The sequence below is a fragment of the Pseudomonas sp. B414 genome (genome assembly GCF_055408445.1).
In genome coordinates this window covers 62515-78792 of record NZ_JBUZTQ010000013.1, presented here as the reverse complement: position 1 = coordinate 78792, position 16278 = coordinate 62515, and the positions used below count along the sequence as shown (strand labels likewise).

Below are 16278 nucleotides of genomic sequence, written 5' to 3'. Positions count from 1 at the left end.
GTTGGACTATCAATTGCGGTTTACGACTGGCTCATTTCCTGCACTACAGCCAACCCACAGGAACGGTGGCCAATAACTTGCGCGCGGCTTTGCTGCTGACACCGAAAGCAGGACGATCGCGGCGCTCGATGGCATGCGCGACCATGGCCGCAACCCGGCCACAGAGCCCCAGGCCGACACTCCAGCGGGCTTGGGTCACGCCGAGATCGAGCAGGGCCGCAGCGGTGATGAAATCAATATTCGGACGCAGGCCTTTACGCTCCAGGACGTGGGCACAGACAACGTCGAAAATCTCCAGGTAGCGCGCTCCGAAACCCCACTCGGTAAACAGGGCACGGATATGCGGCGGCCGTGGATCCTGCACAAACAGCGGGTGGCCGAAACCGAAAAAGAGCTGCCCCGGCTGATCGAGCACATGGTCGACCGCTCGCCGTATGTCTTCATGGCTGTCTTGCGCACTGATGGTCTTGAACCAGGTCATCGCTTCTTCGGCTGCGCCGACATGCTTGGGCCCGCTTGCCATAAAACCAGCCGCCACCGCCTGGGCAAGGGTGACGCCGGTGCCGATTGCCGTACGGGGTACCAGCACCGTCGGCGTGATGTAGCCGAACCCGGCGTGCCAGGCCACCAGCAGGGCGTCAACCACACGCACTGACAGGGAGTCGCTGTGGGTCGCGCCCATTGCCGTCAACACACACTCGGCGTGTTGGGTGGACGCTGCGGCTGGCGCTGTGTAACCGAGTGCCGCTTGCAGGAAATGCGGCGCAGCCGCAACGCTGACCAGGCCCTGAATAAAGTCCGCATGTGTGGGCAAACCGCGCGCGGTCGCTGCGCTGAGGGCGAGATTTTCCAGCGCGGCCATGTCACCGAGATAGCCGCAGGCCGCTGCCTGCACCATGCCGGCGCCGCCATCGGCAACCGCTTCGATGCCGCGCCGATACGCGGGCATCTGCGACAGGTGGCTGGCAATCTGTACCAGCACGGCGTCAACCGCCTGGCTTTGGGCAGTGGACGGCATGTTGCCAAACCATGCCAGCCATAACGCAGTGGTGAAATCGACGATGCCGATCAGCTCATTGAGATTGCGACCCCTGACCCACAGGCCTTCATTCGGCTCAAGCGTGGCGCCGTCGATATTGGTGCCGCGATACAGGGTGCTCGATCCACCAAACAAAGTTGCGGGTTGTTTCTGAGCCTCTACCTGCACCAGTTCATCCAGCGCAATGCTGCAGTGTGCGGCCAGCAGGTTTTCCAGGGTGTGTACGTGTTGCGTTACCGTCGGCAGGATATTGGCGAAAAAATAGTGCGCGGTCTTGACCTTGCCCCGGTAAAAAGCGGCTTCTTCGGCACTCAGTTGCTGGTGCAACTGACGCTCTGCCAGGCAGGCTGATTCAAGCAAGACCCAGGCGCTGGCTGTGAGGCCGATCATTTCCAGGAAACGGGTGTAGAACTGACTGGTTTCGTGTGTGCGACCTGCACGCACGTGCTCACCGATAAGTGCAAGCGCCTGCTCAACTGCGATCATGGCGTTTTCCAACACCGGGAATTGCTTCTGCAGCTCAGTACCGACACCCGTTTTGCTGCTCAAGAAGGCATCCAGCTCTTCGCGCAAATACTTGATCAGGCGTGAGTTCCGGCCAAACCCCAGCTTGTCGCGGACCAGGTCCTGGGACTGGATATAGTTGGTGCCTTCCCAGATCGAGAGGATTTTTACGTCGCGCGCATTTTGCTCAACCGGGTAAGCATCGGTATAGCCGACACCGCCATGCACTTGTATCGCCAGCTCGCAGATTTTCCAAGCCTGGTCCGAGACGAAAGCCTTGCATACCGGGGTGAACAGCAGCACCAGCTTGCGATATTTTTCGACCTGGGCTTCGTCCAGTACAGGCTCGGCTTCCAGGGCAAACGCCTGGGTCGATGCACCGGTCAACTTGCCGAGCAGCCCACGGCAGCCCTCTACCCGAGCCTTCATTTCCAGGAGCATGCGCTGTACGTCGGCGTGTTCGATGATGGGCACCGGCGGTGCGCTGGCATCGGACGTGCGGCCGATGGCACGTCCCTGGAGCCGTTTGCCAGCGAATTCGACTGAATGCAAATAGGCGCTGGAGGCCAGGCCCAGGCCGATAATCGCCGTGCTCATACGTGCCTGGTTCATCAAGGGCACCAGTTGCAGCAATCCGGCATTCTTGCGATCGCCGAGCAGAACGGCACGCGTGGTGCCGCTGCGACCAAACACCAGTTGGGTATTGGCGCAGCCCTTCAAGCCCATTTTGCGCAGCAATGAAGTGCACTCAACATGGTTGTCTTCCAGCTCTCCGGTTTCTGGATTGGGCCAGAAGCGTGGCACTAGCAGGCAGGAGAGGGAGTAGGAGGTCGCGGTCGTGGTGTTGATGCGACCCAACACGAAGTACAGGGTGTTTTCAGTCAGCGAATGCATGCCCGCCGAGATGTAGACCTTTTCGCCGCTGACGGAGTATTCACCGTTTTCAAGTGGCTTTGCGAGGGTAGTGACGGCCGTCAGGTCGCTGCCGGCCTGCTTCTCGGTGGCGCAGAAACACGCGTCCCAGTCGTGGCGCTGAAGCTTGCGCAGGTAGGTGGCCTTTTGTGCTGCGCTAGCGTGCAGCTTGAACAGCTTGATGGCCGGCAAATTGAAGCCGCCGTAGGTCATGAACGCCGGATTGGCGCCCATGAACATCTCCTGGATGCTTTGCCGGATCAGCGGCGGCATGGACGGTTGCTGCGATTCACTGTCGTTGCCCAGTACCTGAACCCACTCAGCCTTATAGCGTTGCCAAAGTCCGTGGAACTCCTTGGGGATTTCGACTGTGCCGTTTTCCAGCAAGCGGCATTCCTGGCGATCGGAGGCTTGGTAGGCCTTGCCTAACTCATAAGCGAACTCTCTGGCGCGTTCCAGCAAGGCATCGTAGTAGGCACGACTCTTGTCGTTGAACGGCGCCCGAGCGAGAAACTTCTGATCGGTTTTATGCAGTTCCCACAAGAAAAAGCGAAGCTCACGCAGGCTGACTTTATAAGCAGACATAGGTTTTCCTGATTATTAGACGGTTTGCATCTTGGTTCAGGCGTCAGCCTGTATCTCGGCGACGATGGCGCCAGCGGTGCCGCACAAAGCCGCATCCCAAAGCAAGGCGGTGGCCGTTTTACCGGGAGGCAGGGTGGCACGCAGGCGCATTAGCGACAGCAAAGGGGCCGCGCTCGATTGATGGCCGCGGGCACCGAATTCGAAATGTCGCTCTTGCGCAATGCCCAGTTCACGACTGACGCCGAGGGTGAAGCTGTCGCTGAATCCTGCCGGCAACACCCAATCGATATCGCTGGCTTTCAGGCCGGAACGCTCGATCGCCGTTTGCGCTGCGCTCACCGCCATCGGATGCAGGCGTTGAGCCAGGGCGGCAGGCGTCAGCCCCCAGGGGTTGTCAATGGCCGCGCCATAGTGCATCGCGCTGGCGCGTATCGTTCCCCAGCCTGGCGTAGGCTGAGCATCACCATCGAGCAAGATGGCAGCTGCGCCATCGCCGTACACAACCAGGTCACCCCAGGCGCGAAAGAACGGGTAAAGCCATTTATCAGACGCCACCAACAGCACCTTGCCGCCCAGGCTGACCAGCGCTTCGATCATGGTCAGTGCGTTGAACACGCCGGCAGTACCCGATTGACCGATGGCGAAAGGCAACGCTTTGGGCAAACCCAGTGCATGCTGGATACGGCCTGCGACCGATTCATTGATGCGCTGGTTAAGGGCGGTATTGGTCACCACAATATGGGTAACCTGTGCCAGCGTTTCTGCCGGAACTTGCTGACGCAATAGTGCTACCGCTTCCAGCGCCAGGTCGGCGCCGCTTTGCAAGGGGGGCGCCACTGGCAGTGCGATGCCCGCCGTGGGGAGCAGCCGAAGCTCTTCTTCGGCGTCGAGCCTGCCCCTGCCACGAGGCATGGAAAAGACGGCGGTCTTGTACAGCAGATGGCCATAGCCGATGTTTTTTTCCTGTGCCTGTACCGCCCGGAAAGGGGTCGCGTCGGGAACGTGGGAAGCGATAGCGCGGATTCGAAGCATGAGGTTATTCCGTGACGGTAAGTGAAGTTGAGAAAAACTCGGAAAACTGCTGCTTCAACTGCTTTCGGTCGATCTTGCCGTTCGGATTGCGCGGCAAAGGCGAGTCATGGAAGGACACATGCAGCGGCACCATATAGGTCGGCAGTTTGTCCTTGCAGAGCTTGATCAGTGCCTGGGCTGTGGTCGGTAGCTGCGGCTGGGCGAATATGCTGATGATGATGGCTTCGCCCTGTTGCGGATGCGGCACGCCAAACGCGGCCGCTTCGGTGACTTCATCCACGGCAAACAGGATTTCTTCGACTTCGGTGGGGCTGACGCGATGGCCGGATGTCTTGATCATGTCGTCGCTACGCGCCACGAAATACAGATAATCTTCCTTGTCGCGGTAGACGATATCGCCCGACCAGACCGCTGTTTCGGCGCGCGAAATCTGCTGCTCCGGTTGTCGCCAGGGACGAAAGCGCTGAGCGGTCAGTTGCGGGTCATTCCAGTACCCGAGCGTGACGAACGCGCCGCGGTGCACCAACTCGCCATGCTCTCCAGCGGCACATTCGGTGCCGTCCTGGCGCATCACGCGGATATCTGCGTTGGGTACCGCCTTGCCGATGGAGTCGGGCCGCGTGATGGCGGCTTCCGGCGGCAGGTAGGTAGAGCGGAAAGCCTCGGTCAAGCCGTACATCAGGTAGGGCAGCGCATTGGGAAATGCGCTTTTGAGTTTTTCCAGCAAAGGGGGCGGCATATGCCCGCCGGTATTGGCAAAACAGCGAATGCGTGCGCCGGCAGGCTGCGGCCATTGTACTGACGCCAGTTGCATCCAGAGTGGCGGCACGCCGGTAATCACGGTGACGCCATGTGCTTCGCAGAACGTCGGGACTTCGCCCGCTTGCAGGAAATCCAGCGGTGCGTAGCAAGCGCCGCTGACCAGCGCCGTGGTCAGTTGACTGAGCCCGGCATCGAAGCTCAGCGGCAATATTCCCAAGATGACGTCATCGGCGCGCAAGCGCAGATAGTCAGCGACGCTATCGGCGCCAGCCACCAGGTTACGTTGCGACAGCACCACGCCTTTGGGCCGCCCCGTGGAGCCGGAGGTATACAAAATGGCGGCAGGGTCATTGTCTGTAACTGCAGGAGATGCGTTGCCAAGCGCCGTGTCGGCCGACGAGTTGAGGTTATCGAGCTGTAATTTTTCCAGTGGCCAGGTATCGAGTTCGATGTCCTTCAGCGCGGCCTCTATACGTCTGAGGCGTGCGCCCGTACTGACGAGCAAACGGGCACCGCTGTCCAGCAGGATATGGCGTACCTGTTGCTCTTTGAGCTGAGGATTGATGGGCACCAGGATCGCACCATGGGCATTGATCGCCAGGAGCATGACGACGGTTTCGTACTGCTTGCCGGCATAGACAGCGACGCGTTCGCCCGCTTGTACACCGCTAGCGGCCAGCCTCCCTGCCGTCAGGCGCACGTCCTGCAGCAGTTCGGAATAAGTCGCTATCCTTGCGCCTTGGGCGAACGCACGGCGGTCACCATGGTGCTGGGCACTGTCTTTCAAAAGGTCGTACAAACTGATGTGGGCGGTCATGGTGACGTCCCTAGGACTGGTGGATATAAGTGTGTGCCGGACTTTGCGAGAGAAAAGCGCTGACGCTGTAGGTCTGGTTATAGGCGCCGCAGTTGTCGAAGATCACCAGATCGCCCACGCTCGGCGGGGCCGACAAGTCATGGCTCCAGCCGATCACGTCGGCGCGGCTGCAGGTACTGCCAACGAACTGGATTGGCAATCGGGGCGCGTCAGCCGACGGCTGTTGACGCCGCAAGAGGCGCGGCTGCGCGTAGTTCTTCAACATGGATTCAGTTTTGGCCAGCAGGAAGTTGTGGCTCAGGCCACCGTCGCAGACGGCCACGTAGCGCTCACCCAGGGCTTTTACTGAACGCACGCGGGTCACGAAGGTACCTGCGCCAGCGAAGATTCCGCGCCCGGACTCGTGGACGACCTTGAATGCTTTGTGCAGCGGTGCGATACGCTGGCGATAAGCCTCAAACGTCTGCGGCTGGCTATTGAAGTTCTCGGTGAAACCGCCGCCGACGTTAAGAAACTCAACCGGCATGCCGGTGAGTTGTGCTATTTGCGGCGCAAATGCAGCGAGAGCATGGGCAAGGGCGGCGGCATCGGCACCCTTGTCATCGATGTGAAAACTATTGGAGCCAGCAAACGTATGCAGACCGATGATTGGCACGTTGGCCTGCGCCAATGCCACAGCCGTCAGCAAGACGTCGTGCCGACTCATGCCGAAATGGTCCGCCGGGTGTTTGCCCGAGCTGACCAGTTGGCCGGCATTCAAGCGCAATACTGTTTGCGGCGCGGGATGTTTGCCGATGACGCGAATCAGTCTCTGCGCCTGCTCCAGGCTGTCGATAATGAACGTGCAGCGCGATGCCAGGGCTGCGCGCATAAAATCCTCATCCATTGACGGATTGTTCACGTATTTGGGGGTGTTGATGCGACCCGCCACAATATCGAGTTCGCCCTGGCTGGCCAGCTCCACACCGTCGATAAACGCGTGGCCGCAACGGATCAACAAATCCAGATTTGGATTGGCCTTGAGCGACACGATCAAAGGTGTACCCAAACGCTCGCGCAAATCAGCGAAACGGGCCAGTACGACGGTCGGGTCCAGTACATAGCAAGGCGTTTTCAGATTCAGCAGCCATTGTTCGGGCGTTGCTTCGTCGCCCCTGACAGGCGGGGAGGCGTTGGTCATTGTCATTTCAATTCACCGGATGAAGGGTCAATGCCGAAAAAGAACCGTTGTCCGATTCCGTTATATTCATCAGGTGCGCCCCGGCATCGACCTTGCTCAAGCCAATATCGGCCAGGTTGATCGCCAGGTCTGAGCCAAAGGAATGGCCTTTGTGCAGGATGTTGTCGGAAAACAGCGTGGTGGATGGAATCGCCATTGCGTTACAGAAGGCGCTCCAGCCAGAGTGGTTGGAGTTGTAGGGCAAAATGCAGGAAAAATCGCTGAGCGTCATGCCACAGTCGGCCACGGCTTCCTGCATGACTTTGCGGGTGTAGTGCCACTCCAGATTGAACATTTCCTTTTTCACCCCGTTATTGGTCACGGAGCCCAGATACCAGCTGCCATAGTTGCGCACGGCCGTTGCACCGACCCGGTTACGCCGGCTGTTACGGGTGACCAGCAAGCACCCGGCGCCATCACTTAAAATGCTCGCTTGCAGCACCCGGTAACGCTCGATAAAGACCCGGTCGGACGAGACGATCAACACTGAGTGCAATTGGCTATGCACATTCATCAAGGCCTGAGCCATCTGAATGGCGACGCTGATCGACGAGCAATTGAGTTGTGCGATCGAACCGGCCCAGATCGGCTTTATGCCGAAAGCCGTCGCCACTTCCATCGGCAGGCTGCGTGGCGCCGGCGGTACGCTGAATAGTCCGGTATGAACATGGATCAACGCGCCGATATCGCTGCCCTTAAAACCTTGCTCATCTTGCAGGCGCGCGACAGCGCGTTTTGCCAGCTCGACCTCGTCGATGTCCGGTGCAACATGAAAATAACGGCAGCCCGCTTTGCGGATAATCTCAATGCGTTCGGCTGGCAACTTATGTTGTTGACCCCAGTCATGGATATCCTGGCGTTCGCCGGGTAATTCGTAAGCGGCGGCTTCAATACCGATCGAGTAGGGGGTGGAGCGGGTTTTTGCAGCGCAAGTTGGAGGCGTCATGGCTGTATCCTGTTAGGCCGGCATTGGGATGGCGGCGTAGTCCAGCACTTTGAGCTTTTCAAAGGCATCGCTCACACGGGGCGTCAGCAAACCCATTTCGCGGATGGTTGGCACCAGCCGCCGGAAAATGGAACGGCGCATGGAGTTGGCCACTTCCGAGCTCCTGACCAGGTGGCTGCACTCTTTTTTGGATAAGCCCATCGGTTCCCATATGTCGTCGGCGCACAGGTGTTCATACAAGGTGTAAGCGCCTTCAACCACAAACTCCTCGCGTTCCTTGCGTTCAGTTGCGGTCATTTCCTTGTACACACTGCCCAGCGTGATGCGGCCAATGGCGAAGTGGCGCGCCTCATCGCGCTGGATGCGAGTCATCAGGTCTTTGATAAAAGGGTCCTTGGTGTAGGCGACCATGCTTTGAAACAGAGACAGTGCAATGCCCTCGACCAGCACTTGCATACCGAGATTGGTTATGTCGAGCTTGCTGCTGGTAATGGTGTCTTCCAGCAGACCTTTGAGCGCCTTGCTCATGGGGTAGCTGATGGGCAGCTTGTTATTCACCAGACGGCCGAATGCTTCAATATGACGGGCTTCATCGATGATTTGCCCGGCGGCGCAGAGACGGGCCGAGAGGCTTTCTTCTGCCACCGCCAGTTTCGAGGCGCAAATCAGGGCCGCCTGTTCACCGTGCAGTACCTGTGACAGGGTCCAGCCTTGCGAGTGATGGCGAATTTCAGCACGGTTTTTTTCATTCATTTTGTTCCAGACATCGGTGCCGTAGATCAGCAGCGTGCCGTCCGGCATGCCCAGGGGATTGTCTGGATTGAGCTCGTAGCTCCAATCGATGTCGGTATTGACATCCCACTGGTTGGCCTTGGTTTTCTGATACAGCGCATTCAAGCTGTCATCACTGAAATCGTAGGTCTGTGACATGTAAGCCTCGACCGAGAAATTCCACTTGATCGCCTGGCTATCATCCAATGTCTGTTCGTGCTTTGTTTGCATGGTCACCCCTGTACTTGCGTGCATTTCGGTTGAGATGTGGTGAACTGCTCATGCACAGGTGATGTGCACACCTGCGCCGCAAAGTAGTCCAGGTCGGGTAAGAACCACGCGCTGATGGCTGGTGTTTCTGCAGTATTCCAGGAGGCGATTTGCAGGCGGTTATCGCCACCGTCCCACAGGTCGCGACGAATATGTTCGGCGCTGATCCAGACCACCGGCGTCTGGATCTGGCGTGCCCAAAACAAGGCTTCATTCCATAAATGGGCACCCATCGTCACGCGTGGATCGAGCAGGTTTGCTGGCAACGCAAGGTCGATGGAAGGCATTCGTACCTGCGCAAAGAGACGCGTTTGTTCACCGCAGCTCTGCCAAATGTGCCGGGCCAGCGTAGATAGCAGGGTGTAGTACTGCTGGTTGTTGACCAGCACAGGCGTGGGGTTGTCGTGTGCGTACACACTTCGGCGTGCATAGTCTTGCGTTTCGAACAGGGGCAGGTTGCGAGCCGAACAAGGGATAGCCAGGTTATGATCCGGATTACGCTGTAACAGCAGGGAACAGGTCTGCGCGCTCTTCACATTTCACCTTCCAATGCATAGTGCAGATCGGACGCGAGGGTTATCTGAGCAATCGAAAAATAGCCGTTCATCGCCAGCGAAGACACAATGCAGTCGCTGCCGGCGTGCGCGGAACCCGCGCCGAGCTCGCCCAGTAGCGAAAGCCACGGGTCGCTGCCGAAGGAATGGCCGAATCGTTGGTAATGGTCGGCGTGCACGGAAGAAGTGTCGAAACACTTGAACAGGGCGCGGCGTGACATCTCCGGAAAAAACGGTACAGCGATACCTAAACCAGGCCGGCTTTCGCTGAAACTGCGCAGGTTTCGTCCCAATTGCAGCAGCGCATTAGCCTGGCTTGAGGTGCCGATGAGCAGCATGTTTTTGGCCTCTGCAATCACGTCTATCACTAACGTGCAGATGCCAAAACCGGATTTCCCCCAACGATTGTTGCCCAACCAGTAAGTGAAATTGTGGATGTCTGTATCGACAATCTGCAGTAACAGCCTGCGACGACCGCTGAACTGCGCTTTCTCCTGCATATAGCGCAGGATGAAACCCCAGCCAGTGCATTCATAGGCGTTGGTTATCCAGTCAGGACGGCGCCCGTAATGGGCAGCTAGCGCATCCTGGAAATAGCCCGCATGTGGCGAACCGTCAGCCAAAAACTGTGACAGCACGGTGGAGCTCACCACGTAATCGTCGATAGGGCCTGCGTCGCTTGCATAACGGCAAGCCTCATCGCCTACCAGCTGCCCCAACGCCAACGCTGCATCCACCAGGCTAACCTGGGGCGACACAAAGGGTGTTTCTGTGCGCCGGTAAGCTAGCGTACGGACCTTGAAAGCCGGTACGGTGCCAAGCGGCGGCGTTGATGCCAAGGGCTGCGAGTTCGACATGTTGAGCTTCTGGTATGAGGGGGCTGAGGATCAGGCGACTTGTTGCTGATGCAACTGGATGTCAATCTGCTCCAGGGTGGTGTACTGCGTGATATTGAGTTGCTCAGGATCAATGGATCCGTAGAGCTGTTCGCAGTACACGATCAGCTCAACCACATTGAGCGAATCGATGCCAAGTTCGCCCAGGCCGACATGGGTGTCGACGGTTTCGATATTGAGGATCTTGGCGGCTTCTTTCTTCAGGAGTTCCAGAGTGTTGAGGGTTTCAGTCGTAGTGGTCATAGGTGCTTATCCTTGAGTTTTTTGGGGGGGGGTTAGAGTGATTCGGACGCAGGCTTGGCCACGCGCATGCTTGCGCGCAGTTCGTGATAACAGCGGTAAGAGCTGCCTTCCATTTTGCTAAACGCCAGCAGGTCACGCTGGTCGAGAAAACTCGGCACGGCAGAGCGGCTGACCAGATGCAGAAGCAGTTCATTGGAGGCGAATTTGAGTGCCAGCACTCGCTGCACATCTTCACTTTCGTAGCGCTCGGATAGAGTCTTGGCGCGGGCGGCGGCGGCGATGAAGTCGCGTGACGCGCGTTCTTCCTGGGTCAGTTCGATGCGGCCCTGACTCGCCAGCCAGTCAACATGGGCCATCAGTGCGCGCACCAGGAAAGGCCGTACGGTCGTAAGGTATTTATTGAGCACCGCAGGGCCGCCCACTTTCAGGCGATCATCCTGGGAAACCTGTACCGTGCCCTTGACGTTCCCCAGCTGCACGACATCGCCGAGAAAAGGCGCGCCGCAGAGAGTGCGCTTGAGTGTCTTGTATTGCTCGGGCCAGACCAGGAAGGCCGACGGAAAAAACGAGCCAGGCGTGCGGGCGGCGACGATTGCCATGCCATCAAGGTTGGCATACATGCCCCAAACCTTATCGATATGCAGCTTGAAACCATCGCCTTCCGGTTGGGCGATAGTGCGCCAGCTATTGAGCGTAGGGCCGCCGGCATCACTCATCAGGAAACGCAGGGCACCACCGCCATCAATGCTGGCGCGTGCCCGTTCATATTGATCCGGCGTCAGGAACAGCGAAAACAAATGGGCGAAGTTCTGCATGAATGAGCGGTAGTGCAACGCCAGGCCGTCTTGCTGGATGCGTTCCAGAATATGTTCCAACTCATGGGTCGGTTGCGTCAGGGCCACCGAGGGTCGGTTCAATTGTTCGGCATGCTCATAGTTGTGCATTGTCTGCGTAATCAACATGTCTGAATCCATCAATCGCACAGAGGCGCGCGAGATAATGTGAATCAAGTGATCAGGCAGTTCGCCATATATCGATAAGCGGTGAAGAACCGGTTGTGCGCAAAGATGCAATAATGAAGCGCATGACGGACTAGCATCAATACCTTGGGTCAAGGTTTGCATGGTGAGTGATCCAGTATTTAAAAGTTGCAATGCGCCAGTTTTTTGAGGTGGCAAGTTTGGTTTTATTCTAAATAACAGGCTCTTCTATATCAGCCTTGTCTTTATTGGTCAGCACGAGTTGCAGATAAATATTCCGGCACTCCAGGCGCTTAAGTTTGCCACTGGTAGTGCGTGGTAAACTTCCGGGTGGTACGAATGTAATGGCGTGCGCACCAAATCCGAACTTGTCACGTAAGGTGAGTTGAAGCTGGGTGCGCAGTTCGATCTGATTCTGTTTCGTATCAAGCTCGATCAGTATTACCAGACTCTCGGTTCTCTGCGTCTCGTCATAGACGCCGAAGGCAGCCATTGCATTGCCACCGCTGGCCAGTAATGGGTGTGATGCAATGACATCTTCAATTTCATGGGGGAAATAATTACTGCCACGAATGATGATGAGTTCTTTCTTGCGGCCAAGTACAAACAAGTGTTCATCTACGCGATAACCTATATCGCCGGTCGCAAACCAGTCGCCGCTCTGGTAATGCTCGGTCTGGCCTTCGGCGGGCAAATAGCCGGACATGATCGAAGAACCGCGGATGAAAATTTCGCCCACTTCGCGGTCCTTGGCGTCGGAACTGTCCAGGGCTCTTACGGCAACTTGCATACCGGCAATCGGCCGGCCCATCGACAGCACGGTTTCCACCCTCTGGCTGTTATCGTCGGCGCGGCGAGCCTGCCAATGCTCGATCAGCGAGGCGGAGTCGATACGATCAGGAATGACGTAGGCGAGCGCCTGATCGTCGTAATTAAAGGTCGTATTATGCATTGTCACCGCCAGCGTCGATTCCGCCATGCCGTAACAGGGTTGCAGCGCAGAACGTGAAAGACCGTGCGGCGAGAATGTCTGTGCAAAATCCCTCAGGCAGGCTTCATCCACCCTTTCGGCACCGACAAAGATATTGCGCAACTTGCCAAGGTCCACGTCTTTCATCGAAGCTTCGCGGTAACGGCGAATGCAATACTGCAGGGCGAAAGTCGGCGCAGCCGTGGTAGTCGCGCCAAAGCTGGCCATGCGCTTGAGCCAGCCAAGCGGATTGCGGATAAAACTCGCCGGTTGCATCAACAGCAGGGGCGCCTGGTAATACAGGTTTGACAGTAATGTCACCAGGCCCATGTCGTGATTCAGCGGTAGCCAGGAGGCAGAGGCGTCACCGCGATCAGCACTGTAGCCAACTACACCACCGATGCCGCGTACATTGGCGATGACATTGCCATGACTCAGGATGGCGGCCTTGGGGCGACCGGTCGAGCCAGAGGTCAGTTGCACATGATGGCCGCTGTCCGCTTGGCATCGTTGCACGTGGATTGGCAAACCCGCGTTGGCAGCGACGCTCACCTCTGCGCTCGAGATCACCCGTACAGGCATGCGAGCAAGCAAACTCTGCAGTGCGGGTGCGTTACTTTCGGATGCGATCAGCAGGCGCGGTGCAAACAACTGACATGCAACATAAATCTGGTTGCGCGGTGAGTCTGCCATCAGTCTTCCAGGCAGCGCTACTGTGCAAGGCAAGGCGCCAATCAAAACGCATCCAGTGTGTAGCAGCAATTGATCGATGGATGCCGGCAGGGCAAGAATAACCAAGTCATTACGAACAACCCCAAGTTCGATCAGGGCTGAAGAGACCGCCAATGCTTGTTGTGCCAATGCCGCATAGGAGATGCTTTTCTCTTCTCCATTCTCTTCTATAACAGTAATTGTTCGCAGTGCGCTTTGCTGTGGGTTATCCAGGGCCGACAAAATACTATCGATCATTGTTTCCAATTTGCGATCTCCGGGAAGCCAATCAAACAAGTCTGTTAAATATTACAAATTTAATACAACGCTCGAATGAGCAAACAAACCTGTATTGCCCGGTTTGGCTGACTCTATGGCATGGCGAAGTGTTTGTAAATCGGCTGGATGAAAGTTTCATAATCTTTCATGTTCGTTTGTACTTGGTGCGGCTGCCTGGTTTTAAAGTGAGTTTATAGTTGTTTAACGTCTAAACATTCACTGCGTTGCGCAGGGTGTTTTGTAGTGCGTAAGTAAGGGCGATTGTTTGCTGTTGTAGATACTTTTCGGCTCGTTAACCCTGAGCGCAGCTCGGTCGGTGCTTTGGATCGAGGCAGGAAATGCTCGCTTTTCAAGGTCTGTTTATCCTCTCAGGCAAAGCACTCTGATAACACTCATGTCCGGCAGTTATCCAACACTTGACACCTCGGTTTGGTGTTTATTAGGGATCTGAAGCCTGAACTTGCAGTTACACAATTTGTATAGCTGTCTATTTGATGGTGGTAACTTCAGGTAAAGCCTGACCGATTATTCCCAACGCCTGGCCTGTCATTGACTACGCTGTACCTGATCGACAATGCAGGCGCGCCATGAATTGAAGGTTAATCACTTCGAAACGCTTGGCTTATCAAGGATGTGCAGGAGGCCCCGGGTTTGTTTAAATTCAAAACAGCGTTACTGCTTCTTGTCCTGTTGTGCACGGGCAATGGCATGCTTCAGGCCGCACCTACGCTGGCTTCTGTGATCAAGGCCGAAGAGCACGATGGCAAGCCCCCCGTACTGGTCGATGGCGGGCTGCTGGGCGCTTTGGGTGCGGGGATGGATGAGGTTCAGGGCCAGCTTGGCCTGAGTATGCAACTGCTGGACGCCTGGGGATTGCGCACGGAGCGGGCTGCAAATGAAGCAGGGCAACTGGTCGAGCAGGCATCCACACATCCTTCATGGAGTGGCGTGGGCGATTTTTTCTTGTTGACGGTTATCTGGTGCGCCGTTTTTTTCGGACTGATGCTCGCAGGTAGGTTGCTGGCGCGTTATCTGTGCATGACGCGCCCGATCATTCACCGGCCACGCATTCAGGCACTGGCCAGTTATGTGGTGCCCTACATGCTGCCTGCGCTGGTGTCGTTGATGCTGACCCTGTACGCCAGCCGCATGCTGCAAGACACCCTGGGGCGCTCGTTCGGCCTGACCCTGAGCTACGCCAGCAGTGGCGGGGTGTTTTGTGTGGCGCTGGTGCTGTCACTGAGTACCTTGTTTGAAACCGGCCACAAGCGCCGCGCGGTGCAGATTATTCGTCAGTACTCGAAACGGGCGCTGTTTTTGATCGGCTTTTTTTCGGCACTGAGCGATGCGATGAGCAGCCCGCAAATTGCCCGGCAAATCGGCGGCAATATCGCCAGTTGCCTGTCGGTATTCGCCGGACTGCTGGCGTGCGCCATTCTGGGCTGGCTGGTGGTGCGGGTGCGGCGCCCCGTGGCCCACCTGATCCGCAATCGAGCCCTGGCACAGCGGCTCGGGCAGCCAGCCTTGCAAGAGTCGTTGCGTATTTTTTCGGTACTCTGGTATTGGCCGGTTCTGCTGATGTTGCTGGTGAGCGCGCGCAATTTACTGGGCGTGGGTGAGGGCAGCGAGCGTGCCTTGCGCAGTGCCTTGCTGACATCGGGCCTGCTGATCGGTACGGTTTTTCTGAGCACGGTTTTGCACCATTCGTTTCGGGCGCGAACCCACGGTACGGGGGCCTATAAAGAGCGTTTTATCGGCGTGGTCTACGCCTTGCTGCGTATTGCCCTGGCCGTGACCTTTATTGAGCTGCTGGCGAAGATCTGGGGGTTCTCGCTGTTGGCCTTTGCTTCCGACAGCAGCACCGGCAAGGTTATCAGCGATTCACTGGGCCATATCCTGCTGATCCTTCTGGTGACCTGGCTGACCTGGGTGGTACTCGACACCGCCATTCAACAAGCGCTGGAACCTGCCACCAACCGGCGCGGGAGTCATGAGCCGAGCACGCGAATCAAGACCATCCTGCCGCTGGCGCGCAATGCGATCAAAGTGATTCTGGTGGTGATCTGTACCATCACCACAATGGCCAACCTGGGGGTGAACGTCGCTCCTTTTCTGGCTGGCGCCGGGGTCATTGGCCTGGCTATCGGCTTTGGTTCCCAGCAGTTGGTTCAGGATGTGATTACCGGGCTGTTTATCATTATTGAAGACACCATCTCGGTCGGCGATTGGGTGGTGATCGACTCCGCCCATGCCGGCACCGTGGAAGGGCTGACTATCCGCACATTGCGTCTGCGCGACTCGCGAGGTTTTGTCCACTCGGTGCCATTTGGCCAGATCAAGGCGGTGATCAACCATTCCCGGCAGTTCGCCTACGCCTTTTTCTCGGTGCAGTTCACCTACGACACTGACATGGACAAAGCCACGGCCCTGATTCGGGAAGCAGGGAGCCAGATCAGTAACGATCCTTTGCTCAGCCTGAGCCTGCAGGGCTCGCTGACGATCTTCGGCGTCGACAGCATGAACCTCGATGGCGTGACCATCACCGCGCAGTTCCGAACCATGTCCGGGGCCCAGAACACCGTGAGCCGTGCATTCAATGACCGGCTTAAGAAGCTTGTGGATAAATCCCCGGATGCTCATTTCGCACAACATTATCCACAGGGGTTCCTGATGCCCGTGCGCGAGCAGGAGCAAGCGTCGCCAGCGGACTCTCTGGCGCAACGTTCTACAGTGCTGCTGACAGATATCCCGCCCAGATCACAGTGATGGCCTTCTAGTATGGGGGCAG

12 protein-coding genes are annotated in these 16278 nt (G+C 57.2%); 1 reads left to right on the top strand and 11 read right to left on the bottom strand.

The genetic code is table 11. The features are described from left to right. Positions 1 to 43: 43 nt before the first annotated feature. From ACZRMH_RS13295 to ACZRMH_RS13245, 11 genes are all read right to left on the bottom strand, one after another. Entirely contained in the window at positions 44 to 3040 is a 2997-nt protein-coding gene (locus tag ACZRMH_RS13295; protein ID WP_464013793.1) for a citrate/2-methylcitrate synthase, read from the bottom strand. 36 nt (positions 3041 to 3076) lie between these two features. Continuing rightward, positions 3077 to 4072 (bottom strand): hypothetical protein, encoded by a 996-nt coding sequence (locus ACZRMH_RS13290; RefSeq protein ID WP_464013792.1) that lies wholly within the window; start codon positions 4070 to 4072, stop codon positions 3077 to 3079. Between the two features lie 4 nt (positions 4073 to 4076). After that, the gene (locus ACZRMH_RS13285) at positions 4077 to 5651 is read right to left on the bottom strand and encodes an acyl-CoA ligase (AMP-forming), exosortase A system-associated (protein ID WP_464013791.1); all 1575 of its coding nucleotides are present in this window, start codon (positions 5649 to 5651) and stop codon (positions 4077 to 4079) included. Between the two features lie 10 nt (positions 5652 to 5661). After that, on the bottom strand, positions 5662 to 6831 hold the full coding sequence (locus ACZRMH_RS13280) for a type III PLP-dependent enzyme domain-containing protein (RefSeq protein ID WP_464013790.1): 1170 nt from the start codon (positions 6829 to 6831) through the stop codon (positions 5662 to 5664). A 7-nt stretch (positions 6832 to 6838) separates the two neighbouring features. Continuing rightward, on the bottom strand, positions 6839 to 7816 hold the full coding sequence (locus ACZRMH_RS13275) for a hypothetical protein (RefSeq protein WP_464013789.1): 978 nt from the start codon (positions 7814 to 7816) through the stop codon (positions 6839 to 6841). A gap of 12 nt (positions 7817 to 7828) precedes the next feature. Further along, the gene (locus ACZRMH_RS13270; protein ID WP_464013788.1) at positions 7829 to 8818 is read right to left on the bottom strand and encodes a ferritin-like domain-containing protein; all 990 of its coding nucleotides are present in this window, start codon (positions 8816 to 8818) and stop codon (positions 7829 to 7831) included. 2 nt (positions 8819 to 8820) lie between these two features. Further along, the gene (locus ACZRMH_RS13265; protein WP_464013787.1) at positions 8821 to 9393 is read right to left on the bottom strand and encodes a hypothetical protein; all 573 of its coding nucleotides are present in this window, start codon (positions 9391 to 9393) and stop codon (positions 8821 to 8823) included. Further along, on the bottom strand, positions 9390 to 10268 hold the full coding sequence (locus ACZRMH_RS13260) for a hypothetical protein (protein WP_464013786.1): 879 nt from the start codon (positions 10266 to 10268) through the stop codon (positions 9390 to 9392). Before ACZRMH_RS13260 ends, ACZRMH_RS13265 begins: the two co-directional genes overlap by 4 nt. 30 nt (positions 10269 to 10298) lie before the next feature. Further along, positions 10299 to 10550, bottom strand: a complete 252-nt coding sequence (locus ACZRMH_RS13255; protein WP_464013785.1) for an acyl carrier protein — start codon at positions 10548 to 10550, stop codon at positions 10299 to 10301. A 32-nt stretch (positions 10551 to 10582) separates the two neighbouring features. Beyond that, the gene (locus ACZRMH_RS13250) at positions 10583 to 11512 is read right to left on the bottom strand and encodes a hypothetical protein (RefSeq protein ID WP_464013784.1); all 930 of its coding nucleotides are present in this window, start codon (positions 11510 to 11512) and stop codon (positions 10583 to 10585) included. Between the two features lie 229 nt (positions 11513 to 11741). Then, the gene (locus tag ACZRMH_RS13245) at positions 11742 to 13469 is read right to left on the bottom strand and encodes an AMP-binding protein (protein ID WP_464013814.1); all 1728 of its coding nucleotides are present in this window, start codon (positions 13467 to 13469) and stop codon (positions 11742 to 11744) included. A 672-nt stretch (positions 13470 to 14141) separates the two neighbouring features. Here ACZRMH_RS13245 and ACZRMH_RS13240 point away from each other — a divergent pair. Continuing rightward, the gene (locus ACZRMH_RS13240; RefSeq protein WP_464013783.1) at positions 14142 to 16256 is read left to right on the top strand and encodes a mechanosensitive ion channel family protein; all 2115 of its coding nucleotides are present in this window, start codon (positions 14142 to 14144) and stop codon (positions 16254 to 16256) included. The last annotated feature ends 22 nt before the right edge of the window (positions 16257 to 16278 follow it).